Below are 23421 nucleotides of genomic sequence, written 5' to 3' on the forward strand. Positions count from 1 at the left end.
CGGAAAGGGCGAGCTTAGGTGCTATTCGGGACCACAGGATGCACATTTCTCGCAAACCAGGACGACACCCAGAACCGGACAATTCACGTCACCGAGAACATCAACGGTTTACCAGCCAGTCCGGCGAACAGGTTTTGAACGGACAATTCGGCCATCCGGCGCCGCGTTTCCTCCGTCGCACTGCCCAGGTGCGGCGTAATGACGACGTTGTCGAGTTTCAGCAGCGGGTGGTCGCGCGGCAGCGGTTCCGGGTCGGTCACGTCCAGCGCCGCCGCGAACAGACGCCGCGCGGCAAGGGCGACAGCAAGGGCGTCCTTGTCCACCACCGCCCCGCGGGCCACGTTCACCAGCGTCGCGGTGGGTTTCATGAGCGCGAGTTCGGCGGCGCCGATGAAACCGCGCGTGTCGGGGGTGAGCGGGAGCGTCAGGACCACGTGGTCCGCGGTCGCGAGCAGTTCGTCCTTCGGCGCGTACCGCGCGCCGAGAACGATTTCCGCCTCGTCGCTCCGGTTCCGGTTGTGGTACAGCACCTTCATGCCGAACCCGTTCGCGCGTTTCGCGACCTGCCGCCCGATCCGCCCCATTCCGAAAATGCCGATGGTGCTTCCGTGGACCTCACGCCCCAGCATGAACGAGGGGTCGTAGTGCGTGAACGCCGGGCCGCGGGCGTACCGGTCGCCCTCCACCACCCGCCGCCCCGCGGCCAGCAGCAGTGCGAACGCCAGGTCCGCTGTCGCCCCGTCGAGGATGCCGGGCGTGTTGCCCACCGGAATCCTTCGCTCGGCCGCGGCCCTCACATCAATGTGGTCCACGCCCACGCCGAAGTTGCTGATGACCTTGAGGTCCGGAAAGCGGTCCATCAGTTCCGCGCCCACGGGCGGGTGGCCGTAGGTGTAGACGGCGTCCACGCGCCCGGGCGCGGCGTCCCAGGGCACCAGTTCGACGAGCCCGCCTAGCAGATCGAGTACCGTCTGCGAAACCGGAAGGTCGGCGAGAACGCGGGGAAGCGACATGACACAACCTCAAAGAATCAGGCCCGCGCCCCTGGCTGCAAGACCTTTGCCCTTGCAGGACCGGCCGCACGCACAAACCTCATTCTTAGCCCCCGGCGGCGCGGCTGTCTTGTGCGCCCGAGGGCGCGTGCCCGGGTGGCCGCTGGCTTGACTTCCGCTCCCGGCCGACCGAAACTGATTTTATCCTCCCTGCCCGCGCCACGTTTCAGGCACCCTCGCATGCCGCACACGCTCCCGCACTTCGGTCTCACGCTCCTCGCGCTCGCGGCGCTGAACCCGGCCGCGTTCGCCCAGGAGAAAAAGGAAAAGAGCGGCGAGGTGATCTACCGCCAGATGTGCGCGAAGTGCCACGGGGCCAAGGGCGAAGGCGCGAAAGCCTACCCGGTGCCGCTAACGGGCGACAAATCGCTGACGCAGCTCGCCAAGGTGATCGACGACACGATGCCCGAGGGGTCGCCCGACCTGCTCGACGCCGCCGAGTCGCGCCGGGTCGCGGAGTACATGTACGACGCCTTCTACTCGCCGACCGCGCAGGCGAAGCTCAACCCGCCGCGCGTGGAGCTGTCGCGCCTCACGGTGAAGCAGTACCGCAACAGCATCGCCGACACGCTCGCGGGGTTCCGGCCCGCGGCGCCGAAGCCGGACGAGCGGCAGGGGCTCCGCGGCGAGTACTTCAACGCGCGCAACTTCCAGAACAACAAGCGCCAAATCGACCGGCTCGACCCCGAGGTCAACTTCGACTTTGGCAAGGGACCGCCCAAAGCCGACGCTGAACTCAAAGAGAAGTTCGACGCTCACACGTTCTGCATCCGCTGGGAGGGCTCCGTGTGGGCGCCCGAAACCGGCGTATACGAATTTGTCGTGAAAACCGACCACGCGCTGCGCCTGTGGGTCAACGACAATAAGAAACCGGCCATCGACGCCTGGGTGAAATCGGGCAACGACACCGAGTTCAAAACGAGCGTGTACCTGCTTGCCGGTCGCGCGTACCCCATTCGCCTGGAGTTCTCGAAAGCGAAACAGGGCGTGGACGACTCGAAGACGAACCCGAACCCGCCGGTGAAACCCGCGTTCGTGTCGCTCAACTGGAAGCGGCCCAACCGCACGATCGAGCCCATCGCCACGCGCTACCTGACACCACAGAAGTTCCCCGAAGCGGCCGTGATCGAGTCCCCCTTCCCGCCTGATGACAGGAGCCTCGGCTGGGAGCGCGGCGCCACCATCTCGAAGGAGTGGGAGGCGGCCACCACCGAAGGCGCGATCGAAACCGCCGCCTACGTCCTCGCGAAGCTCCCCGAGTTGAGCGGCGCGCAACCGAACGCCCCGGACCGCGCCGCGAAGCTCAAGGCGTTCTGCCGCACGTTCGCCGAGCGCGCCTTCCGCCGCCCCCTCTCGGAGCCCGAAAAGGTCCTGTTCGTGGACCGGCAGTTCGACGCCTCCGGGGGCGACCTCGAACTCGCGGTGAAGCGGGTGGTGCTGGTCGTGCTGAAGTCGCCGCGGTTCCTCTACCCCGACGCCGACGGCACCTCACCGCCTTACGCCACCGCGTCGCGGCTCGCGTTCTCGCTGTGGGACGCTCCGCCCGATAAGGAACTGTTGGACGCCGCGGCCAAAAACAAACTCGGCACCTCGACCGAACTGCGCGCGCAGGCCGAGCGGATGCTCAACGACCCGCGGGCGAAGGCCAAGATGCGCGAGTTCCTGCTGACGTGGCTCAAACTCGACCAGGTGAAGGAACTGCCCAAGGACGCGAAACGGTTCCCGGGGTTTGACCACGACCTCGCGTCCGACCTTCGCACGTCGCTGGAACTGTCGCTCGATGACCTCCTGAGCAGCCCGAACGCGGACTTCCGGCAGTTGCTCCTAGCGGACGAGCTGTACCTGAACGGGCGCCTCGCCAAGTTCTACGGCGCGAACGTGCCGGCCGATTCCGGGTTCAAAAAGGTGAAACACGAGACCGACAAGCGGGCCGGCGTGCTGACGCACCCGTATGTCCTCGCGGCGCTCGCGTACGCCTCCGAGACCTCGCCGATCCACCGCGGGGTGTTCGTCGGGCGCGGGCTGCTGGGCATCGCCATCCGGCCGCCGATGGAGGCGTTCACGCCGCTCGCCCCGGACCTGCACCCGAACCTGACCACCCGCGAGCGGGTGCTGAAGCAAACCAGCCCGATGGCGTGCGCCGGGTGCCACACCGTCATGAACCCGCTCGGTTTCTCCCTCGAACAATTCGACGCGGTCGGAAAATTCCGCGAGAAGGACAACAACAAGCCCGTGGACGCCAGCGGGCTGTACGACACCCGGGCGGGCTCCACCGCAAAATTCACCGGCGCGAAGGAACTGGCGAAGTTCGTCGCCGGCAGCGAAGAGGCTCATTACGCCTTCGCGCAGCAGGCGTTCCATTACTTTGTGAAGCAGCCCGTGCGGGCCTACGGGCTTGCGAAACCCGAAGAGTTGCGGAAAATGTTTGCCGCGAACGGGCTGAACGTGCGAAAATTGATAGTGGAAATCGCCGTAATCGGTGCTATGCCGAAGACAGGCGATAAACCGCCCAAGTAGCCCGCCACCCTGAACAGCACGTCGCGCCGCCCGGCGACACCACCGAATACGATCCCACCTGCGGAGCCTTGCATGTCCCTGACCCGCAACCGGCGCGAGTTCGTGCGCGACCTCGGAATCAGCGCCGCGGCCGTGCCGTTCCTGCTCAACCTGCCGAGCCTCAGCTTCGCCAACCAGGGCAAGCGGAAGCAGCGGATCGTGTTCGTCTTCAGCCCGAACGGGATCGTCCCGAAGGACTTCTGGCCCGACGAAGAGGGGTCGGAGTTCAAGCTGAAGGAGATCCTCAAGCCGCTGGAGCCGTTCAAGAAGCAACTCCTCACGCTGCACGGGGTCTGTGACAAGATCCGCGGCGACGGCGACGGCCACATGCGCGGCATCGGGTGTCTGCTCACCGGCATCGAACTGTACCCGGGCAACGTGCAGGGCGGCTCCGACACGCCGGCGGGGTGGGCAAAGGGCATCTCGATCGATCAGGAGATCCGCAACTACCTGCAAAAGGACCCGGCCACCAAGACCCGCTTCGGCTCGCTCGAACTCGGCGTGATGGTGCCGGACCGCGCCGACACCTGGACCCGCTGGAGCTACGCCGGCGCCAACAAACCGATCGCGCCGATCGACGACCCGTATCAGGTCTTCAATAAACTCTACGGCCGCGCGAAGGACAACGAGGCGCTCGCCAGCGTACTGGACATCGTGAAGGATGACCTCAAGAAGGTCGGGGACCGCGTCGGAACGGCCGACAAGAAGCTGCTCGACGAGCACGCGGCGTTCGTCCGCGAGATGGAGAAAGAGCTGAAGGAGCAGAAAGCGGTGGCGACCGTGGGCCACGCGGTTCCGCAACTGGAACCGGGCGTGCGCCGCGACAACGACAACATGCCGAAGATCGCCAAGGCGCAGATCGACCTGATGGTGAACAGCTTCGCCGCGGACTTCGCCCGGGTCGCGTCGCTCCAGATCACGAACTCGGTGGGCATGCCGCGGATGAAGTGGCTGGACATCAACGAAGGGCACCACGAGCTGTCGCACGAGCCGGACAGCAACGAGAAGGCCCAAGAGAAGCTGGTGAAGATCAACAAGTGGTACTGCGAGCAGGTCGCCTACCTGGCCAAGCGGCTGAGCGAGACCAAGGAGCCCGGCGGGAACGGGTCGCTGCTCGACAACACGCTGATCGTGTGGACCAACGAGTTGGGCAAGGGCAACTCGCACACGATGGACAACATCCCGTTCGTGCTGGTGGGCGGCGGGCTGGACTTCAAGACGGGCCGGTCGCTGAAGTACCCGAAGGTGCCGCACAACCGGCTGCTGATGTCGCTCGCGCACGGCTTCGGGCACCACGTCAAGGCGTTCGGAAACCCGAACCACTGCGCCGCCGGCGCCCTGACCGGTCTGGTGTGAGTCGAAACGCGCCAAACGAACCGGAAGTAAGAGCAACGCGGGTCGGGACGAATGTCCCGGCCCGTGTGCGTTCCGGTCGCAGTCACTTCTTCACCGGTGGCGGACAAGCCAGCATTTCGGACCCATTTAATCCGACCCCAGTTAGCGCACGCCGAAATCCCTCAGCCAGATTCAATCTGTGCATAGCCCCGTCCGGCGCAGGCGTTCAGAAAAATCGTGTCCGCCCGCCGATCCGAGCGGGCATTTCATTACATCAGGACGTTCGCCCCCGACCCGGGTTCCACGGATGACCGTACCCCTACTCCTGCTCCGGCATGCCGGATACGTCCCTTCCACCGACGCGGAACTACTCGACCGGTTCACCAAGAGCCGGGACGAGAGCGCGTTCGCAGAATTGGTCCGCCGCCACGGTCCCGTGGTGTACCGGATCTGTCGGCGGTTGGCCGGTGCGGCCGGCGCGGACGATGCGTTCCAGGCCACGTTCCTGGTTCTGGCCACTCGCACCGCGGCGGCGCGAGCGGCAGGGGCGCTGGGCGGGTGGCTGGTCGGCGTTGCGGGCCGCGTGGCGCGACAGACGCGGCGGGGAGCCGAGCGGCGCGTGCGGCACGAAGCGGCGGCGGCCCATTTGCGCCCCGAGATGTGCGTGGACGACTCGCTCGAACTCGCGGACCAATTCCGGGTGCTCGACGAGGAACTCGCGCGGCTCCCGGCGGCGCTGCGCGGGCCGATGGTGCTTTGCATGCTTCAGGGGCGCACGCAGGAACAAGCGGCGGCGGAACTCGGTCGCGACGCTCGCACCCTTCGCCGGCACCTGGAGCGGGCGAAAGCCGTCTTGCGGGCGCGGCTGGAGCGCCGGGGCGTGGTGCCGATGGTGGCGACCGCGCTGGTAACCGGGACCGGCACTGTTGTGGCGGTAGTTCCCGACGACCTGACCCGTCGCACGGTCGGCCTGGTGTTCGATTTCCTGACAGGCGGTGCGGTGGCGTCCACCTCGCCACCGGTCGCACTGGCAAAAGGAGTGACGACAACGATGCCTGCACGGAAGCTGTTACTGGGAGCGGCTACGGTTGCTCTGGGGTTGGTGGGGTTCGGGTTCGCTCTGGCGGACAACCGGCCCCCCGAACCGGCGCCCCCGCCGCCGGTGAAAACGGTTGAACCGCCCCCCGAGAACCGCGCGCACAAGGCCCCGGTTAGCAAAGCGAAGTCGGCTCAAGTGATCATTGAGGCGATGTGCGTGCGCGTACAGGCCGGGTTCCGCGAGCAGATCGGCTTGACGACCGATGCCCCGAGCGGGGTGACGCTGACGGCCCGCGAGTCGCTCATGCTTAAGGCGCTCCTTCGCCATCACCCGATGGTTGAGATCCTCTTCCGGCCCCAGGTGCAACTTCAGAGCGGGCAAATGGGGCACGTTGGGGCTTGGCAGGAACTCCCCGTTGTGACAGGATTGGAAGGCGAGGTACGGGATGGGAAAACGGTTTACGTTGCGAAGTCCGAGCCGGTGAGTCTGGGGCACAAGTTGCGGATATTGCCGACTGTTGAGGCCGACGGGCAGGTGACCATCCGGATCGAGGGCGCTTACACCGAACTCGAACGCCCGGTATCTTCAACCACGTCTCTCGACCGTTTGGCCGCCCCCACTCCACGAGGCGATCTGCCCCTCGAACTCGGCAGTGTGAACATACACAATTTTCAGGCCACCGCACGAGTTTCTGACGGGCAGACGGCAGTTTTCCGCTCTGCGGCACCGGTACCAACGGCAGGCGTCGTGGTTCACCCGATGAAGGCGCCGGCGAAAAGTGAGCCGATGCCCGAACTCTTGTGGGTGCTGACGAGTCACGTCGTTCGCTCAGAACAGGACGCCGCCCGCGTGCTCGCAAACATTGCCCCACCCCCTCCTCCGCCCCCGCCTGCGCGACAGTAGTTGCGCGGTATGACGCTGTCGCGGCGCCGGGCGAGTGCTCGGGAGTGAACCGGGTCTGGGTTATTTCAAGCTCTTGATGACGATGTCCTTGAAGTGGACCTCCACGCCCTCCGACTGGAGGGCGATTCGCCCCTTCTTCAGGTTACCGTTTTTCCCCTCGTTCACCTTCACGCCGTTGACCGTGAACGTGATGTCCCCGCCCGAGCAGGTCAGCTCGCACTCGTTCCATTCGCCCAGCTTCTTCTCAACATCGGCGGGCGTTTCCAGCCGCAGGAACCGGCGCTCGATCTTCGGGTCGTGGCGCTGCTTGTCCACGTTGAGTTTCACGGCCGGCGGGGTGTTGAGGAAGAGGTCGCCGGCGTGCCCGGTGAGGAGTTGCGCCTCGATCGACGTGGGCCAGTACTTTTCGTCCTGCACGTGGAGCAGCACGCCGGTGTTCCCGCCCTTGCCCTCCAGGAACCGCCACTTCAGCTTCAGGACGTAATCGCCGTACTCGCCCTTCGTGACCATGCAGCCGTTCGGCTTCCCGGTGCAGCGGACGGCGCCGTCAACGACGCTCCAGGTGCCTTTCGGGTCTGCCTTCTTCCCGTCCTTGTCGGGCTTCACGATGAACGTCCAGCCGTCCAGCGTCTTGCCGTCGAAGAGGGGGGCGAAGCCGTCCTTGTCGGCCGCGGGGCCGACGGCGAGGAACGCGGTGAAGACTGCGAGCGTGGAGAGCCAGCGCATGAGGGGGGTCCGTTTGTTAGCCGAACAGCCGGCTGATCGGTTGACCGGCGACGGCCCGGTACGGGCGGTCGTTCGCGTCGGTGTAGTGCGCGTCGGGGGGAACGCCGAGGGCGTGGAACATTGTGGCGGCGAGATCGCCCGGGGCGGTCGGGTCGCTCTGCGGGTACGCCGCGATCCGGTCCGACTTCCCGACCAGCGCGCCCGGGGTGACGCCCGCCCCGGCGAGTAGGACCGAGTAGCACGCGCCCCAGTGCTTGCGGCCCGGCGACGACCCCGCGAAGTTCTTTTCCAGTGCCACCCGCGGCGCCCGGCCGAACTCCCCCATCACCACCACAAGCGTCGTTTCCAGCAGCCCGCGGGTACGCAGGTCTTCGAGGAACGTGGACACGCTGGCGTCGAACCGCGGGAGCAGGTGCGCGCGAAGCGAATCGAAGATGTCGTTGTGGGTGTCCCACCCGTATGCGTCGGTGTCATCGGGGTGGTCGTCTTGGCCGCGGATGCCGTGGTTGAAGAATACCGTGATCCACGGGACGCCGGCTTCCACCAGCCGTCGGGCCATCAGGCACGCCTGCCCCGACCGGTGCCGCCCGTAGCGGTCGCGCAGCTTCTCCGGTTCGCGGTCAAGGTCGAGCGCGGTTCGAACCTGTGGCGCGTTCACCAGCTCGAACGCCTTTCGGGCGAGCGGGTCCGCGCGCGTTCCCGGGTCGAGACGGGCGAGCAGGTCGTGCCGCGCCTGGAGCCGCTCTGCGGGCACGTCGGCCGGTAGGTTCAGCGATTCGACGAGCCGGTCGGTGTCCGTCACGTTGCCGAGTTCCGCGGGCTCGTAACCGCGGCCCAGGAACCCGCCGGACTGCCCGGGGGCCACTTCGATCGGGGCCAGCAGCGGGCCGTTGACGTGAACCGCCGTGTGCGGGAACGCGACCGCCGGACGAAGGCGCTTGAATACTGCTCCGAGAGCCGGGAAGTCGGTGGGTCGGGGCGGCGGGTTCGAGGACTTGCGCGGGTGAAACTGTCCGGTGAGGGCGAGGTAGCACGCCGACCCGTGGTCGAGGTCGTCGTGGGTCATCGAGCGCACGATCGCGTACCGATCAGCCAGCGCGGCCATGCGCGGCAGGTGCTCGCACACCCGCAGTTCCGGGTTCGCGGTCTGGATGCTGCGGAAGGTCCCGCGCACCTCTTCGGGCGCGTGCGGCTTCGGGTCCCAGGTGTCGAGCTGGCTCTGCCCGCCGCTCGTAAAGACCACCACCACCGATTTCGCGCGGCCGAATCCGGCCGCCGCAGCCGCGGGTTTCGCGCCGGCCGGCGGGGCCGAAAATCCCAGCGCGGCCGGGACGCCGATGCGGAGCCAGTCGCGCCGCGACAGCGTGAACGGGCCGGGTGAGTGGGGTGCGCGGGGCATCCCTCCGTTATCTCGCACTACCCCGGGGCGCCGCAAGCGGTTTCTTGCGGCCCGCGTTCTTATAATTTCGGAATGCTGTTCGACCAGATCACGATTGTCGGCGTGGGGCTGATCGGCGGGTCGGTCGGGCTGGCCGCGAAGGCCCGCGGCGTGGCCGGGCGCGTGGTCGGCGTGGACCGCGACCCCGATTGCATCGCCCGGGCCGCCAAGCTCGGCGCCATCGACACCGGAACGACCGACCTTGCCGCCGGCGTCGCAGGCGCGCAACTCGTGGTCGTCTGTACGCCGGTCGATCGGATCGCCGAGGTTATTGTCACGGCCGCGCGGCACGTCCGGCCGGGGACCTATTTCACCGACGGCGGCAGCACGAAGAGTAACATCGTCGCGACGGTGCAAGGGCGCCTGCCGGCGGGGGTCGAGTACGTCGCGGCGCACCCGCTGGCGGGGTCCGAAAAGGGCGGGGCCGAGAACGGCCGCGCGGACCTGTTCGTCAACCGCGTCACGGTGCTGATCGTCGGCGCGCTGGGGGCGGACTGGGGCCGCACCGTGACCGTCGGGCGGTTCTGGGAGGCGCTCGGCTCGCGGGTCGTGCTGATGAACGCCGAGGAGCACGACCGCACGGTCGCGTCCACCAGCCACTTGCCCCACGCGGTGGCGTCCGGGGTGGCGGCGATCACCCCGATGGAGTGGCTGAAGCTGACCGCCGGCGGGTTCCGCGACGTGACCCGGATCGCCGCCGGCGACCCGGACCTGTGGGCCGCCATATTCGAGGCCAACCGCGACGCCACGCTCGCGGCGCTGACGCAATTCACCGACCGGATGACCGAATTCCGCACGCTGCTCGAATCCCGCGACCGGGCGGGGCTCGTGCGGTGGCTGACCGAAGGAAAGCAGGTACGCGATGCTCTGGGAACTTGAGATTCGTCCGCTCGGCCTGGACCGCGAGCGCGAGCGGGTGTGCGACGAGTTCGACCTGCTCACGCACAGCGAGCGCGGCGGCGACCTGGTCACCGCCAGCGCCCGCGGGTTCCTGGTCGAAGGCGAGTTGACCGACGAGCACCGCGCGCGGCTTTTGAACGAGGTGCTCCTCGACCCGCTCGTGGAGAGTGGCGAGTTCGCCCCGGTCGGCACCCGCGCCGCCCACGCCTACACGGTGCTCCTCAAGCCCGGCGTGATGGAACCGGTCGCGCAAACGGTGCTCGAAGCGGTCCGGATGCTCGGCGTCCCCGTCACCGCGGTGCGCACGTTCCGCCGGTACTTCGGCCCACCGGAGCTGCCGTCGCTCGACCGCGACGTGCTGTTCCGCAAAGTGCTGGCGAACGACGCCATCGAGCAGATCGTTGTCGGGCCGGTCCAGGCCGCCCACCTCGCGCTGGGCAAGCCGTACCAGTTCAAACTGCTGACGGTGCCGCTCCGCGACCTGGACGACGCGGGCCTCGTGAAGCTGAGCAAGGACAACACGCTCGCGCTCTCGCTAGAAGAGATGCAGGTCGTCCAGTCGCACTTCCGCGACCTGGGTCGCGAGCCGACCGACGCGGAACTCGAAACGATCGCACAGACGTGGTCCGAGCACTGCTCCCACAAGACGCTGAAGGGGACGATCCACTTCACCGATCACGCCACCGGGCAGAGCCGCACCTACAAGAACCTGCTCAAAGAGACGGTGTTCGGGGCGACACAAACCATCCGCGCCAAGCTCGGCGAGGACGACTGGTGCGTTAGCGTGTTCGCCGACAACGCCGGCGTGGTGAAGTTCGACGAGAACTTCCACATCGCGATCAAGGTGGAGACGCACAACCACCCGTCCGCGATCGAGCCCTACGGCGGCGCCAACACCGGGCTCGGCGGGGTGATCCGCGACCTCCTCGGCACCGGCCTGGGCGCGAAGCCCGTGTGCAACACGGATGTGTTCTGCTTCGCGCCGCCGGACTTCGAGCCGAACCAGCTCCCGGTGGGCGTGCTGCACCCGCGCCGCGTGATGCAGGGCGTGGTCGCGGGCGTGCGCGACTACGGCAACCGGATGGGCATCCCCACCGTGAACGGGGCGATCCTGTTCGACGACCGCTACCTCGCGAACCCGCTCGTGTTCTGCGGCACGGTCGGCACGATCCCCACGGATAAAGCGTTCAAGAAGGTACTCCCCGGCGACCTGATCGTCGCCGTCGGCGGGCGCACCGGGCGCGACGGCATCCACGGCGCCACCTTCTCCAGCCTGGAACTCACGCACGAATCGGAAACGGTCAGCGGCGGCGCGGTGCAGATCGGCAACGCGATCACGGAAAAGAAGGTGCAGGACGTGATCCTGCAGGCCCGCGACCTCGACCTGTTCACCGCGATCACCGATTGCGGGGCCGGCGGGTTCTCCTCGGCGGTCGGCGAGATGGGCGCGGAACTGGGCGCGACGGTGCAGCTCGAAAACGCCCCGCTGAAGTACGACGGGCTCAGCTACACCGAGATCTGGATCTCGGAGTCTCAGGAGCGAATGGTGCTGTCGGTGCCGGCCGCGAAGTGGCCCGCCCTCAAGGCACTGTGCGCGTCCGAGGACGTGGAGGCGGCCGTCCTGGGCACCTTCGAGGCCAGCGGCCGGTTGAAGCTCACCTACCAAAACAACGTCGTCGCCGACCTCGACATGCACTTCCTGCACGAGGGGCGGCCGACGGTCGTGAAGAGCGCCGAGTGGGACCCGCCGATGTTCGCGATGGGCGCGCCGGCCGCGGTGCTGGAGCCGAAGCCCGCGCAGGACGTGCTCGTATCCATCCTGTCGCACTTCTCGGTCTGCTCGAAAGAGTGGGTGATCCGGCAGTACGACCACGAGGTGCAGGGCGGGAGCGTCATCAAGCCGCTCGTGGGCGTGCTGAACGACGGCCCGTCGGACGCTTCGGTGGTGATGCCGGTGCTCGGCACCTGGACCGGCGCGGCGGTGGGCTGCGGGATCAACCCGCGGTTCGCGGACCTCGACCCCTACGCCGCAGCCGGGTGCGCGATCGACGAGGCGGTGCGGAACGTGATCGCGGTCGGGGCCGACCCGCAGCGCGTCGCGATCCTGGACAACTTCTGCTGGGGGAACATCCACGACCCGAAGGTGCTCGGCGCGCTGGTCCGCACCGCGGAGGCGTGCCGCGACGTGGCGGTGGCTTACGGGACGCCGTTCATCAGCGGGAAGGACAGCCTCAACAACACCTACAAGGGCAAGAACGACGAGCGGCTGAACATCCCCCACACGCTGCTCGTAACGGCACTGGGGCGCGTGGACGATGTGCGCCAGTGCGTGACGATGGACATCAAGGAAGCGGGCAACGCGCTGTACCTGGTGGGGGCGACTAAGAACGAGCTGGGCGGGTCGCACTTCGAGCTAGTCACCGGCCGCACCGGCGGGGCGGTTCCGACGGTCGATGCCGTTCAGGCGCCGAAGCTGTTCCTGGCGGTCCACGCCGCAATCGGTCAGGGGCTGGTGCGGGCGTGCCACGACCTCAGCGAGGGCGGGTTCGCGGTCGCGGTGGCCGAAATGTGCTTCGCGGGCGGGATCGGGGCCGATGTCACGTCCCTGCCGGGGGACTTGCCGGACGAGGCCAAGCTGTTCAGCGAATCGCCGACGCGGTTCGTCGTCGAGGTGAAGCCGGAGCACGCGGCGGCGTTCGAACACTGTTTCGCGGGTTTGCCGGTTGCGCGGGTGGGGACTACCGTTTCCGAGCCGCGGTTGCGCATCGCCGGCGCCAACGCCGAATGGCTCGTCTGGGTTAAACTGGCGACCCTCAAGGAGGCGTGGCAGAAACCGCTCCGCTGGTGAGGGGTATAATGGCGGACGACGGCGTCCGGCGCTCTGGAGCCCGGACGCTTCCGCGGAGGATCGCGACATGACCCGTTCGCTGCTGGTTGCCGCCTTCGCACTGTGTGCCGGCGTCGGGCTCGTCCCCGCGCCGCCGGTGGCGGCGCAACCGGCCCCCGCGCCCGGCGGCGGCGACGGTGAACTCGTCAACAAAGTCAAGGACGCCATCGATCGCGGGGTCACGTACCTCCGAAAGAATCAGGCCAAGGACGGGAGCTGGGAAGGGAGCTTCTTCCTCAAATCACTCGCGGACATGGACGGCGGCCCGACCGCTCTCGCGGTGCTGGCGCTGCTCAACTCCGGCGTGCCTGTCGACGACCCCGCCGTAAAAAGTGGCATCGAATACCTGCGCAAGCGGACCCCGCGCAAAACCTACGCGGTCGCACTCCAGACGATGGCGCTGTCCGAGGCCCAACTCCTCTCGCGTGACAAGAAAGACCAGTCGAAGATTAACGCGAACGCCGAGTGGCTCGCGCGGATCGCGATCCGCAGCGGGGGCAAGCTTCAGGGCTGGAGCTACCCCACGAGCCCGGAATCCTCAGTGGGCGAAATCGCCGACAACTCGAACACCCAGTACGCGCTGCTGGGGCTGTACGCCGCGAAGGTCGCGGGCGTCAAAATCGAGGACTCGCTCTGGAAGGAGATCCAGGACTTCTACACCCGCACGCAGAAGCCCGACCAGGGCAACCAGAAGGCCGGGTTCTGGGTGTACAGCACCCTCGACCAGAACAAGCCGAGCTTCACCATGAGCGTGGGCGGCGCGTGCGGCCTGATCATTGCTAACTTGGGGCTCGACAAGAGCGAGCAGCAGTTGAACCCGGGCACCGGGGTGGCCGCGCGGTGCGGGGTCTACTCCGACAGCGACGCGCTCGCCAAGGGGATGAACTACATCGGGACCAACTTCGCGTTCGATCAGGGCATGTCGTACTTCTACAACTATTACGGCATCGAACGGCTGGGGCGGCTGTCCGGGCAGCGGTTCATCGGGCGGATGGACTGGTACCGGGAGGGGTGCGTGCGGCTGCTCCGGCTCCAGCAGCCCGACGGCTCGTTCACGTACACGGCCGACACCTCGGGGCTCGACAAGCTCTACCCGGTCGTCACCTCGGCGTTCGCGCTCCTCTACCTCTCGAAGGGCCGCACGCCGGTGCTCGTCAGCAAGTTCGCGTGGGGCAACTTCGTTCGCGGCGAGGTGGGCAAAAACGACCAGGCGATCCTCGCCGAGCGCGACCCGGGCGGGAACCCCACGAACACGCCGAACTGGAACCGCAAGCACAACGACTGCCGCAACGTCGTCGAGTTCGCACAGCGGGAGATCTTCGAGGGGGCGCCGCTGTCGTGGCAGGTGTACGACATGCGCCTGCAGAACCTGGGCTCACAGGACCGGATCGATTCTGAGGTGGGGCTGCTGCTCCAGTCCCCGCTGGTGTACCTGAACGGCCACGGGCCGATGCCGTTCGTGACGCGCTCGACCGACCCGGACCTCCACGTCGCCGAGCAGATCCTCAAGCGGTACGTGGAAGAGGGCGGGTTCCTGTTCGCGGAGGCGTGCTGCGGCGACCGGGACTTCGCGTCCTCGTTCGAGAGCCTCGTGGACCGCATCTTCCCGGGCAGCCAGTTGAAGAAGGTGCCGCCGGAGCACGCCATCTGGCAGATGTTCCCCGGCATCTCGCCCGCGGACTTCCCGGACCTGATGTACCTCGACCGCGGTTGCCGCACGGTGGCGGTGTTCAGCCCGAGCCCGCTGGCGGGGTACTGGGAGGAGCGGCGGTTCATACCCGCGGACGGCCGCGACCCGAAGAACCGGGGCGAAAAGGCGTTCTGCCTCGCGCGGAACGTGATCGCCTACGCCACCGGGATGGAGCTTCCGAAGCCGAAGCTCACCAAGACCGCGATCGTCACTCCGGACAAGGGCATCGCGCGGAGCAAGTTCCGGGCGCTGCAACTGAAGTACGTCAGCGACGCGAGCGTCCAGCAGCCGCCGGCCTCGGACGCGCTGCGGAACCTGATGTCCTACCTCGGGCAGAACGCGAAGCTGGACGTGGCGCTGACGAGCGAGGTGCTCCAGCCGTCGGACCCGAAGCTGATGCGGTACAAGTTCATGTACCTGCACGGGCGGAAGCCGATCCAGTTCACGCCCGACGAGGCGGACAACGTGAAGGTGAACCTCCAGACCGGCGGGCTGCTGCTGGTGGACGCCGCGTGCAACGACATCAAGCAGTGGCGGGCGTTCGACAAGTCGTTCCGCGATTCGATGGCCAAAATGTTCCCGGACCAGAAGCTCACGACCATTCCGTTCGCGAACGAGCCGCTGTTCGATTTGGCGAAGCAAGCGGGTCTGAACCTGGGGAGCGTAAAGTGCCGCCGCGAGAACGCAGAGGGCACGGGCGCCGAGCGGGAGCTGCGCAACTACCCGGTGCTGCTCGAGGGCATCAAGATCGACGAGCAGATCGTGGACGGGAAGAAGGTGGGCGGCCGGTGGGCGGTGATTTACAGCAAGTACGACATCGGCTGCGCGATCGAGGGGCACAAGTCCGCGGAGTGCCTCGGGCACGATAAGGAGAGCGCCCTCCGCATCGCCAGCGCGGTCGCGCTGTACTCTCTGCGGCGGTAGAGCGCGTTATGGCTTTGGAGAGGCGTCTCAGGTGGGGAACGGCACACAAGCACGTTGAAGATCGTTGTCGTTTGCCGGTTGTTTATCGTCGAATGACGGTACGGGGTGGTGGTACTAAGTGACCGAGCGAGTGTGCCTACCACGCCCCTGTTTGCGGATGAAAGCCGGGAACCTTCCAAGGGCGAGGGCAATATTGCCGCCGACAAGCCACGCCCACGCCACAATGGGGAAAACATATCGCATCGCTCCCAGGTCGGAGGCGGGCAAGCAGAGCATAACGGCAAGGAATCCGGCGCCGAAGGTCGCGAAGACGACTACCTCCAGGAAGGTAATATCGTAGTGGACCCGAACACAGTCCGGTCCGGCTTCGGCACTGAGCCGCCCCCAACTGATGGGCACGAGAAGGTTCCAGTTAGACACGAACCGGAAGAACCCTCCCTCGAAGGTGATGCATCCAGGCTCGCGCCGTAATGCGCGGGCAGACTGCTCGGCAAGACCCGCGGCGAGTCGGTCAAGAACCTGCTCGGGATTTCCCCCAGCTTCTGGCGAAAGGATAACTGTCCCGCGCCAACTTAGTGGTAGCATTCGTTTCCTCCACAAATTCGGTCTTCAAAACCATACAGACGGAGATGCCTGTACCGCAAAGGCACAAAATCGTGTAAGCCGACACTGCAACCGCTCCGGCTTCTTCGTCATCCGCGGGCCGGTTCTGAAAAGCGTCCGGCGCGGAACAACGTGATGTCGTGTTTCGTGCAACCGGTCTGTGCTAGATCGGCAAGCACCTCGCCGACCGCGCTGGCGAACTTGAACCCGTGCCCCGAGAACCCGCACGCGACAACTACGTGCGGGGAATCGGGGTGCGTGTCGATCACAAAGTGCCGATCCGGTGTGACCGTGTACATGCACACCTGCCCCTTCTTCAGTGTGCCGAGTCCCGGTAAGAACTCGTCGATCAGCGGGCGCAGTGCCGACACGTCTGCGTCTGCCAGGTTCCAGTCCACGCCGTCCGGGTTGGGGAGTTCGGGCGCTCCGTAGTGTCGGGCCACCTTGAGCCCGTTCGGGTCGATTGCGGGGAGGCCGTAAAACGGCGCGCCGGGAACGTCCGCGATGAAAAGTGGGAACGTGTCGCGCCGGAAGAGGGGCGCTCGCGAGCCGATGTCGAACCACAAAAGTGTCTGACGCATAACGCGCAGAGGAACCCCGATGTCCGCGAGCAGTTTTGTGGCCCACGCGCCCGCCGTCACGATCAGCTTTGCCGCATGGTAAGTGCCCCGGTCCGTCGTCACTTCAATGCCGCTGCCGGTGACTTTCCACGCACGAACGGGCTCTTCGGCGCGGATCTCGGCACCGCATTCCACGGCCATGTCGAGGTGAGCGCGCACGCACTCCTCGACGTACAAGAAGCCCGCGGCCCGTTCGACCACGCCGCGGTACTCGGCCGGGAACCGGAACGCCGGGTAGCGGCGGTTAATCTCGGCGCCGTTTAGCTCCTCGGCGACGAGGTTGTGCGTCCGCACGGAGGCGCGCACGCCCTCAACGTGTTCGCTCCCCGGCGGGCCGGCGTTCAGGCACTCGCACTCCGTCAGCAGGTGCTGCTCGGTGAGTTGCTCCAGTTCGTACCACCGCTCGAACGCCCGCCGCGCGAGCGGCACGTAGGCCGGGTGCTCGGCGTAGGCGGTGCGGATGATGCGCGTGTGTCCGTGCGAACTGCCGCGGTCGTGGACAAGCGCGAACTGCTCCAACCCGAGCACCTTGAGCCCGCGCCGGGCCAACTCGAAGCACGCGGCCGATCCCATGCCGCCGGCACCGAGCACGATCACGTCGAACGATTGCGACACGGGCGGCTACCTTTCTTTGTGAACCCACGCACGGAGTTGTGCGAGTCGCGTGGCGTCATATTTGGCCGCGCCGGCGGCTTTCAGCGCCACGGCGATCGCGGTTCGCAGGTGAGGGATGGCATCCCCTTCTGCACACCGGTGAGCGCGCTCGCGAGCCAGTTGGCGGCAGTGCCAGGCGTATCAGGGAACTTCTGCTCCAACACCGCGGCGTGCGCGAGGATAATGCTCGCGACTGATTTCATCCGCGCCTGATCGGCGCGAACCGCCTCGCCGAGTGCGGTCGCGGCCTTCGCGTCATCTCTCAGACCCAGATATGCGAGCGCCAGCGCCTCACGTGCATCGGCCCGTCTGTCAATCGTTAGCCCATTCGCTCAGTGAACTATCGACATGCTGCACTCCACAACGGTTGGCCGCGGAACGGAATCGCGTCCGTGGGCCTTTTGATCGGGGCGGCGCTGGCCTCGGCGTGTGCAGGTGCCGCTGTCGCCGGGCTCATCTCCGTCGGTTTAGTACTGCAGAGCAGGGTTGGCGCAAGTGGTGATTCTTCAGGCCCTGTGCCCACGAAGAATCAGAACTTACGACCGCAACTGCGGCCATGAAATAAGGACTTACGGCGATCCTGCGCTGCAGTATTAATAGGACTCGGCAGTGGCCTCTCAAGGTGCGGCCCGCGCGCCTCATACACGTACCCGGTAATATTGTCGCTTTCTTGACGAGCCGCGACCGCCCGGGAGCGGTGCCACGTATCCCGCTCCCGGGCGGTCGCGGCTCGTCAAGAAAGCGACACCGCGGGTGGGTTCATGTATCAGAGTTCCATCGTGTGTGGCTTGCGTTCGCTCTTGGCGGTGGGGCCATCGTTGCATTACCCGGCACCGCGGCGGTTTCGGCGCCTCCCAAGTGTTCGGCTCGCGCTGCTGGCTTGTGGCGGTGGTGGTGGTCGTTGGGGCCGCCGCCGTCGCGCTGGCGTTCTACGCGGGCCGGGTCCTTCTTTGATGGGAATCGTCTGGCGCCGCCCGCGACCCGTGTTCGGCGGGAACATCTTTGGTGACGTTCTCTTCCTTCCGCACGGGTGGTCGAGCAAGCCGCGGGGCATCCGGTGCCTCCGTTGCTCGGCCTGCGGGAAGAACTTCCCGGAGCGCGAAGGGACGCCCCTGTTCGGCCTGCACATGAGCGACGAGAAGGGCCTGGACATCGCCCACCACTTGGTCGAGGGCAACGGCATGCGCCCCACGGGCGCCGGTGCGGGGGCACCCTCAACACGGTGCTCCGGTCCGCCCGCACGACCGGGGACCACGCCCAACGGTTCCACGACCAGATGGTCCGGCACGTCCGTCCAGCCGCAGCAGGTCCAAGCCGATTAGGCGTGGCCCTATGTGGGGAAAAAAGGCAATAAATGTGACCCCGAGAACGCAGCCGATGACGAATGGGGCAGTTGGTGGGACCATGCCATCCTGGACACCACGAGCCGCGTCATCGTGACTCTGGTGATGGGGCGCCGGAACCTCGGGATGCTGGAGTCGGCGTGGGCCGACTTCGACGCGCGAACCGACCGAGGGCGGGTTGCCGGACCTGGTCACCACCGATGAGTACCCGGCATACTCCACGGCCCTGCTGCGGACCGATGGGGTGCCCAAGGCCGCACTCGAATTGAGCGTCCGGGAGAAGAAGGCGTGTGACTTCGCGTCCCTGCCGGCGGTGTACTTCCCCGAGGAGATCAACCACGCGACGGTGCGCAAGGAGCGACAGGGCGGGCGCGTGGTGTCGATCGAGAAGCGGATCGTGCGGGGCACCCCGGAGGCCGTGGCCACGGCGCTGACGCGCGGATCGACACCACCCACGATCAACGTGAGCTACGTGGAGCGGTGCCACGGCACCCAGCGGCACTTCAACGCCCGCAAGGTGTACACGTTCTCCAAGGCGCTCGCGCTCCACCTCGCGGTCACCTGGTTGTGCGTAGTGCGGTACAACTTCGGGTGGGCCGTCCGCACGCTCCGCCAGAAGACCCTCGCGAACCCGCCTCGATACCGGCCCCGCACCCCCGCGATGGTCGCCGGGATCACGGATCATCGATGGACGTTGGAAGAGATACTGACGCGACCATTGTTCCCGCCCAAGACCGCCGCAACAACGCAAACGCTCGCGAAAGCGGCTCTTGCAACGGAAGGTGAATGACGTCACCACCCGGGAGATTAAATTCCCGCCCTTGCCTAATAGCGATTCAGTGGTGAGGGCCGAGAGCGCTCGGTCTTATGGCCGTGCATAGGGAATTCTATCCGGTGCTTTTGGCAGTTCTTTGTTCGGTGCGTCAGCCGGTGCGACGATAAACTGATCGATCTTCCATGGAAGTGCCCGGAGTGTGCCGTCGCCCGACACCGTTTGCGTACCGTTCTCCAGGAACGCGACGCCGGTAACGCTCGCAGTGTGCTGGCGGAACGCTGCGACCTCCTGCTTCGCCGCGGCCGTGTCCCAGAGCCGGAGCGTACGGTCCGTGCCGCCGGTTATAACCCAGCGCCCGTCCTTGATAGCCACGCTGCGCACACCGCCTTCGTGTCCGGTCAGGGTGAAGCGGGCTTCTTCTTCACCAACCTGCCAGATGTAGACCGTACCGAGATCGTTGCCGGCCGCGATCCACTTTCCGTTCGGGCTGATCGCGACCGCCGACAGCGGCGCCGCAAACGTACCGTACCGTTTGAATTCACGACCGTTGGCGAGGTTGAGGAGTACAAGTGCGCTTGGGGTCGTTACCGCGACGAATGCTCCCTGCGGGTCCACCGCGATCGCTGTGACCAACCCCAACTTCTCCGCGCGCCAACCCTCCTGGCCGTTGACTGTTTTCCAGTACACGACCGAGCCGTCGAAACTGCCCGACACGATCCACTTACCGTTGGGTGCGAAGGCGACCGCACTGACGAGGCTCGTGTGGTCGTCGAATCTCGCACTTTCGAGCCCGGTTGTGAGATCCCAGGCGCGGGCGGTGCCGTCCATGCCGCCCGACGCGGCGAATTTGCCGTCGGGAGTCAGTGCGACTGCCCACACGCTCGCGGTGTGTCCCACCAGCCGTTTGATGTCGCGCCGGGCCTCGACATCGTAATAGCGGACGCTCCGATCGCCGCTCGCCACCAGCGCCCGGCGCCCGCCGGGAGCGAACGCCCACTGGTTCGCCGAGTCGCCGCGCGCTTCGAGCGGGTCGAGTTCGCCGGTGTTGTCTTTGAGCGTGGGGCCGTTCAGGTTCGCCTGGTACAACCCGCCGAGTTGTAGCTCGCGTGCGATGTCGCCGAACGCCTGCGCCCAGATCTGCCTCGTGACGGTGCCGCCGATTCGGAGCGAGCCGATGTGCCTCACCAGCGTTTCGGAGTTGCTGATACGGGCGCGGAATTCGTCGGCCGAAAGTCCGACCTCGCTCGCACCGGTGGACAAGTCAACCTCGGTCTCATACTTTTGTGTGATGGTGCTCACGGCCTCGAAGCGGCTCACGCGAGCCCCGGTCTTCGCAACCACTTCACCGTACCGCTTTGCGTCGGCTTCCATCAGTTTCATCGCGATGTCTTGGCCGGGGTACAGCGAGCGAATTACATCGGCCTCCGTGCGCTTGAGCGCTTTCGGGTTCTTGTCAAGGTAGTCGCGCACCTGGTCCGCTTTGGGAAGAATGCCGGTGACGTGGCAAGACATGCACGACACACCTGCTTCGACCGCGCGGTCTGGCCGTTTCGGATCGCTCACGATCGCGAGCGGCCCCTTGTCGAGGCGGGCGTTGACGGCGCTAGCGAGGTAGAACGCGTGCAACCCGTTCGGTAGCGCGAAGATTGCCTCGCCGCCGGCGTGCTGAAACGGGTTGTCGGTTAGTCCGCCGGGGCCGAGCGGGAACGCGAAGATGTTACGGCGGTCCGCAAGCATCCCGCCGTTTACGCGGGCCACGAGGTTCGCCGGCGGCTCATCAAAGTCGTAGGTGCGCCAGTACATACCCTGTGCGGAGTCGTGACGTTCGAGGATGCGGTTGAACCGCGAGATACCGCTCCCGTTAAACCCGACCCGTGCGACACGTTCCTGCTTGATGTTCTCGGTGCTGTCGACACGAATGAGCTTTTCGAGGTCTGCAAGGGTGCCGGGCAATTGGAGCACGTCGTAGTAGAGCGGCGCTCGGGACGCGGTCGCCACGAACCAGTCGGCCCGAACGATCGGCTGCTTGGTAGCGGTGCCCACCGCGACCGCCCGTGCGCTGACGGAGTCGTCCAGCACGCCGTAAGGGTACTCTTGCAGGACGCGGTTCCAGATCGTCGCGTCCCAGACGTACCAGCGGAGGTCGATGCGCAGCACCGTGCGGTTCGCGTCCACCGCGACGGGGTTCACGATCTTGGACCCCCACGACAGGCTGTTTACCAGTTTCGAGAGTGCGTTGCGGTACGTTTGAAGCTCTTCGTCGGAGAGTCCCGCGTTGTGGAGGTGCGTCAGGGTAAAATACCTCTGGAACCGCCGCGCGCGGCGGTCGAGCGTTTCGAGGTCGGCGAGCACCGTGGCGTACATGTTGCCTTGAGTGATTGCGGCGCGAGGTAGTACGCTCTCTCCGGTTGGTGCTCCGGCCTCGATCCACCTTTTGAGTGCTGCAATTTCGGCCGCACTGGGTCGCGGCTGTTCGTCAGGCGGTGGCATGGTGCCGTCTTCCATACGGCGGAACAGCCGACTTCCTTTTGGGTCGTTTGGAACGACCTTTTTACGCGCGACGAGTTTCGGAAGGTCGGTAACGAAATTCACTGCCCCTTCGACGCTGCCGTCTTGCCCGTGACACCGGTAGCAGTGTGTTTTGAGAACGGTTGTGGCCTGCTGCGCAAGTTGCTTCGCTTCCTCTGCTGTGCCCGCCGCTGCGGAACCCAACAGGACCAGGACGACGAAAAGGGTTGTGCGCATCGACCAGGTTTCCTGAATCGCTGAGGGCGAAAAGCTGTCATTAATAAGACGGCCCTGGCCGTGCGGTCGATTGCAAGAGCGGGACACGTTGCGCCGGGCCGACGGCTTGTTGCGGGGTTGGACCGGCTCGATCGTGAGTACACTCGCGCACTTCATTTTCGGCCCGCAACGTGGATGGCACGGATGTTGCTACTCTTCCCTCCACCGGCCGCCGGGCCAGTAAAGCTAGTCGGTGAATAACTCGAAATCTGCATCCTGCAAGGAGAACTAATCATGGCGGATACTATCAAGGGCAAGCTGGTCGAAGCGGGCAACGCGATTGGCGAAGCTGCGACCAAGGTGGGCAACCGAATCAGCGAGAAGGCTGATGAGGTCAAGGATTGGGCCAAGGAGAAGCTGAACAAGGCGCAGAACCGCGCTGATGAGGTTGAGCAGGAAGCCAAGAACGAGGCCGAGGAGGCGCGGGTCGATGCTGCCGTCAAGAACGAGAACTGTAACCGCTGTTCGTGAGCGAAGTGTGTATTCGGCGCGAAGGCCCGGTGCGGACCGACTACTCGGTCCGCACCGGGCCTTCGCGCCGTGTGTAGACCATTTGCGCTGGGGTAATGGGCGGTCGGCTGTTTTGTCATGTGGACGCAAGGTGGTTTTTTTCGAAGGAGAGCGTCCTACCGAACTGTGAATGGGCGCTCTCAGCCTCGGAAAAACTACAGCCCGAGTTGCTTGCGGATTTCACTCACGATGGTTTTTGAAGTGGCCTTGATGTCAACACGAACGGCGTTCTCCGGTGGTTCCAAAATCTCGAACTGACTGTGCAGTAGAGCAGGGTTCATGAAGTGGCCTTTGTGCTTCGTTAGTCGATATCATATTATTTATTGAGATATTTGTTAGGTTCACGTAATGAATTTGCTCCGGCCCGTTGAGTTCGGGGTTCGGTCGATCCGATCACCCACCGCGGCGCGTCACGGGCGCCGGTCCGCATCGGTGAGGGACATTCCGTTGTGGATTTCTCGACGTTGGCCGCCGGGTGATAGGCGTCTGCCTCAACAAAAGTCCAGCGAGCTTCTTCGGCCAGTACCTTGCCAATGGTCGATTTGCGTGAACCCGATACTCCCATCAACATGACGATCATGATTCGGCTTCAATGAGGGCACCCACGGTAAAAGTGGGCAAGCGGTGAGCCCGCGACTGGAGGTGTTCGATCGTCACCGCCACTTTCTTGGTGACCAGTTCT

The 23421-nt window shown here is 65.8% G+C and carries 16 protein-coding genes; 9 read left to right on the forward strand and 7 right to left on the reverse strand.

The window, feature by feature from the left end:
- Nucleotides 1–83 precede the first annotated feature (83 nt).
- Nucleotides 84–1013, reverse strand: a complete 930-nt coding sequence (locus GobsT_RS16735) for a 2-hydroxyacid dehydrogenase (RefSeq protein ID WP_010038953.1) — start codon at nucleotides 1011–1013, stop codon at nucleotides 84–86.
- A gap of 219 nt (nucleotides 1014–1232) precedes the next feature.
- Between GobsT_RS16735 and GobsT_RS16740 the strand changes: the two genes are divergently transcribed.
- The 3 genes from GobsT_RS16740 to GobsT_RS16750 all read left to right on the forward strand — a co-directional run bounded on the left by GobsT_RS16740 (nucleotide 1233) and on the right by GobsT_RS16750 (nucleotide 6885).
- Nucleotides 1233–3569, forward strand: a complete 2337-nt coding sequence (locus tag GobsT_RS16740) for a DUF1592 domain-containing protein (protein ID WP_010038957.1) — start codon at nucleotides 1233–1235, stop codon at nucleotides 3567–3569.
- Between the two features lie 72 nt (nucleotides 3570–3641).
- On the forward strand, nucleotides 3642–4964 hold the full coding sequence (locus GobsT_RS16745; RefSeq protein WP_010038961.1) for a DUF1552 domain-containing protein: 1323 nt from the start codon (nucleotides 3642–3644) through the stop codon (nucleotides 4962–4964).
- A 286-nt stretch (nucleotides 4965–5250) separates the two neighbouring features.
- On the forward strand, nucleotides 5251–6885 hold the full coding sequence (locus GobsT_RS16750; RefSeq protein ID WP_010038963.1) for a sigma-70 family RNA polymerase sigma factor: 1635 nt from the start codon (nucleotides 5251–5253) through the stop codon (nucleotides 6883–6885).
- Between the two features lie 60 nt (nucleotides 6886–6945).
- On the opposite strand, the gene GobsT_RS16755 is transcribed toward GobsT_RS16750, so the two are convergent.
- Nucleotides 6946–7611, reverse strand: coding sequence for a 3-keto-disaccharide hydrolase (locus GobsT_RS16755; RefSeq protein WP_010038964.1), 666 nt, complete (start codon nucleotides 7609–7611; stop codon nucleotides 6946–6948).
- 16 nt (nucleotides 7612–7627) lie between these two features.
- Nucleotides 7628–9010, reverse strand: coding sequence for a DUF1501 domain-containing protein (locus tag GobsT_RS16760; RefSeq protein WP_109571051.1), 1383 nt, complete (start codon nucleotides 9008–9010; stop codon nucleotides 7628–7630).
- 72 nt (nucleotides 9011–9082) lie between these two features.
- Between GobsT_RS16760 and GobsT_RS16765 the strand changes: the two genes are divergently transcribed.
- The 3 genes from GobsT_RS16765 (at nucleotide 9083) to GobsT_RS16775 (ending at nucleotide 15450) form a co-directional block, all read left to right on the forward strand.
- Nucleotides 9083–9928, forward strand: a complete 846-nt coding sequence (locus GobsT_RS16765; RefSeq protein ID WP_010048201.1) for a prephenate dehydrogenase — start codon at nucleotides 9083–9085, stop codon at nucleotides 9926–9928.
- Nucleotides 9912–12797, forward strand: a complete 2886-nt coding sequence (purL, locus tag GobsT_RS16770) for a phosphoribosylformylglycinamidine synthase subunit PurL (RefSeq protein WP_010048203.1) — start codon at nucleotides 9912–9914, stop codon at nucleotides 12795–12797. The genes GobsT_RS16765 and purL overlap by 17 nt, the downstream gene beginning before the upstream one ends.
- 67 nt (nucleotides 12798–12864) lie before the next feature.
- The gene (locus GobsT_RS16775; RefSeq protein ID WP_010048204.1) at nucleotides 12865–15450 is read left to right on the forward strand and encodes a DUF4159 domain-containing protein; all 2586 of its coding nucleotides are present in this window, start codon (nucleotides 12865–12867) and stop codon (nucleotides 15448–15450) included.
- A 692-nt stretch (nucleotides 15451–16142) separates the two neighbouring features.
- Here the strand turns inward: GobsT_RS16775 and solA are convergent.
- Entirely contained in the window at nucleotides 16143–17288 is a 1146-nt protein-coding gene (gene solA / locus GobsT_RS16780) for an N-methyl-L-tryptophan oxidase (RefSeq protein ID WP_010048206.1), read from the reverse strand.
- A 992-nt stretch (nucleotides 17289–18280) separates the two neighbouring features.
- Between solA and GobsT_RS16785 the strand changes: the two genes are divergently transcribed.
- Both GobsT_RS16785 and GobsT_RS16790 read left to right on the forward strand, forming a co-directional pair.
- Entirely contained in the window at nucleotides 18281–18649 is a 369-nt protein-coding gene (locus tag GobsT_RS16785; RefSeq protein ID WP_010050810.1) for a hypothetical protein, read from the forward strand.
- A 199-nt stretch (nucleotides 18650–18848) separates the two neighbouring features.
- Nucleotides 18849–19460 carry a hypothetical protein gene (locus GobsT_RS16790; RefSeq protein WP_010050815.1) on the forward strand — a complete coding sequence of 204 codons (612 nt, stop codon included), beginning with the start codon at nucleotides 18849–18851 and terminating at the stop codon, nucleotides 19458–19460.
- A gap of 75 nt (nucleotides 19461–19535) precedes the next feature.
- On the opposite strand, the gene GobsT_RS16795 is transcribed toward GobsT_RS16790, so the two are convergent.
- On the reverse strand, nucleotides 19536–22190 hold the full coding sequence (locus GobsT_RS16795) for a c-type cytochrome domain-containing protein (RefSeq protein WP_081472009.1): 2655 nt from the start codon (nucleotides 22188–22190) through the stop codon (nucleotides 19536–19538).
- Nucleotides 22191–22463: 273 nt separating this feature from the next.
- On the opposite strand from GobsT_RS16795, the gene GobsT_RS16800 reads away from it, so the two are divergent.
- Nucleotides 22464–22700 carry a hypothetical protein gene (locus tag GobsT_RS16800; protein ID WP_010050819.1) on the forward strand — a complete coding sequence of 79 codons (237 nt, stop codon included), beginning with the start codon at nucleotides 22464–22466 and terminating at the stop codon, nucleotides 22698–22700.
- 194 nt (nucleotides 22701–22894) lie between these two features.
- On the opposite strand, the gene GobsT_RS40500 is transcribed toward GobsT_RS16800, so the two are convergent.
- Complete coding sequence (locus GobsT_RS40500; protein WP_010039858.1) at nucleotides 22895–23020, reverse strand: hypothetical protein; 126 nt, start codon at nucleotides 23018–23020, stop codon at nucleotides 22895–22897.
- Between the two features lie 35 nt (nucleotides 23021–23055).
- Nucleotides 23056–23319, reverse strand: coding sequence for a hypothetical protein (locus GobsT_RS16805; RefSeq protein ID WP_148087768.1), 264 nt, complete (start codon nucleotides 23317–23319; stop codon nucleotides 23056–23058).
- Nucleotides 23320–23421 lie beyond the last annotated feature (102 nt).

Source organism: Gemmata obscuriglobus, from assembly GCF_008065095.1.
Lineage (GTDB): Bacteria > Planctomycetota > Planctomycetia > Gemmatales > Gemmataceae > Gemmata > Gemmata obscuriglobus.

Coding starts and splice junctions, on each gene's coding strand:
- GobsT_RS16735 (WP_010038953.1), bottom strand. CDS start 1,013: ATGTCGCTTCCCCGCGTTCTCGCCGACCTTCCGGTTTCGCAGACGGTA.
- GobsT_RS16740 (WP_010038957.1), top strand. CDS start 1,233: ATGCCGCACACGCTCCCGCACTTCGGTCTCACGCTCCTCGCGCTCGCG.
- GobsT_RS16745 (WP_010038961.1), top strand. CDS start 3,642: ATGTCCCTGACCCGCAACCGGCGCGAGTTCGTGCGCGACCTCGGAATC.
- GobsT_RS16750 (WP_010038963.1), top strand. CDS start 5,251: ATGACCGTACCCCTACTCCTGCTCCGGCATGCCGGATACGTCCCTTCC.
- GobsT_RS16755 (WP_010038964.1), bottom strand. CDS start 7,611: ATGCGCTGGCTCTCCACGCTCGCAGTCTTCACCGCGTTCCTCGCCGTC.
- GobsT_RS16760 (WP_109571051.1), bottom strand. CDS start 9,010: ATGCCCCGCGCACCCCACTCACCCGGCCCGTTCACGCTGTCGCGGCGC.
- GobsT_RS16765 (WP_010048201.1), top strand. CDS start 9,083: ATGCTGTTCGACCAGATCACGATTGTCGGCGTGGGGCTGATCGGCGGG.
- purL (WP_010048203.1), top strand. CDS start 9,912: ATGCTCTGGGAACTTGAGATTCGTCCGCTCGGCCTGGACCGCGAGCGC.
- GobsT_RS16775 (WP_010048204.1), top strand. CDS start 12,865: ATGACCCGTTCGCTGCTGGTTGCCGCCTTCGCACTGTGTGCCGGCGTC.
- GobsT_RS16785 (WP_010050810.1), top strand. CDS start 18,281: ATGGGAATCGTCTGGCGCCGCCCGCGACCCGTGTTCGGCGGGAACATC.
- GobsT_RS16795 (WP_081472009.1), bottom strand. CDS start 22,190: ATGCGCACAACCCTTTTCGTCGTCCTGGTCCTGTTGGGTTCCGCAGCG.
- GobsT_RS16800 (WP_010050819.1), top strand. CDS start 22,464: ATGGCGGATACTATCAAGGGCAAGCTGGTCGAAGCGGGCAACGCGATT.
- GobsT_RS40500 (WP_010039858.1), bottom strand. CDS start 23,020: ATGAACCCTGCTCTACTGCACAGTCAGTTCGAGATTTTGGAACCACCG.
- GobsT_RS16805 (WP_148087768.1), bottom strand. CDS start 23,319: ATGATCGTCATGTTGATGGGAGTATCGGGTTCACGCAAATCGACCATT.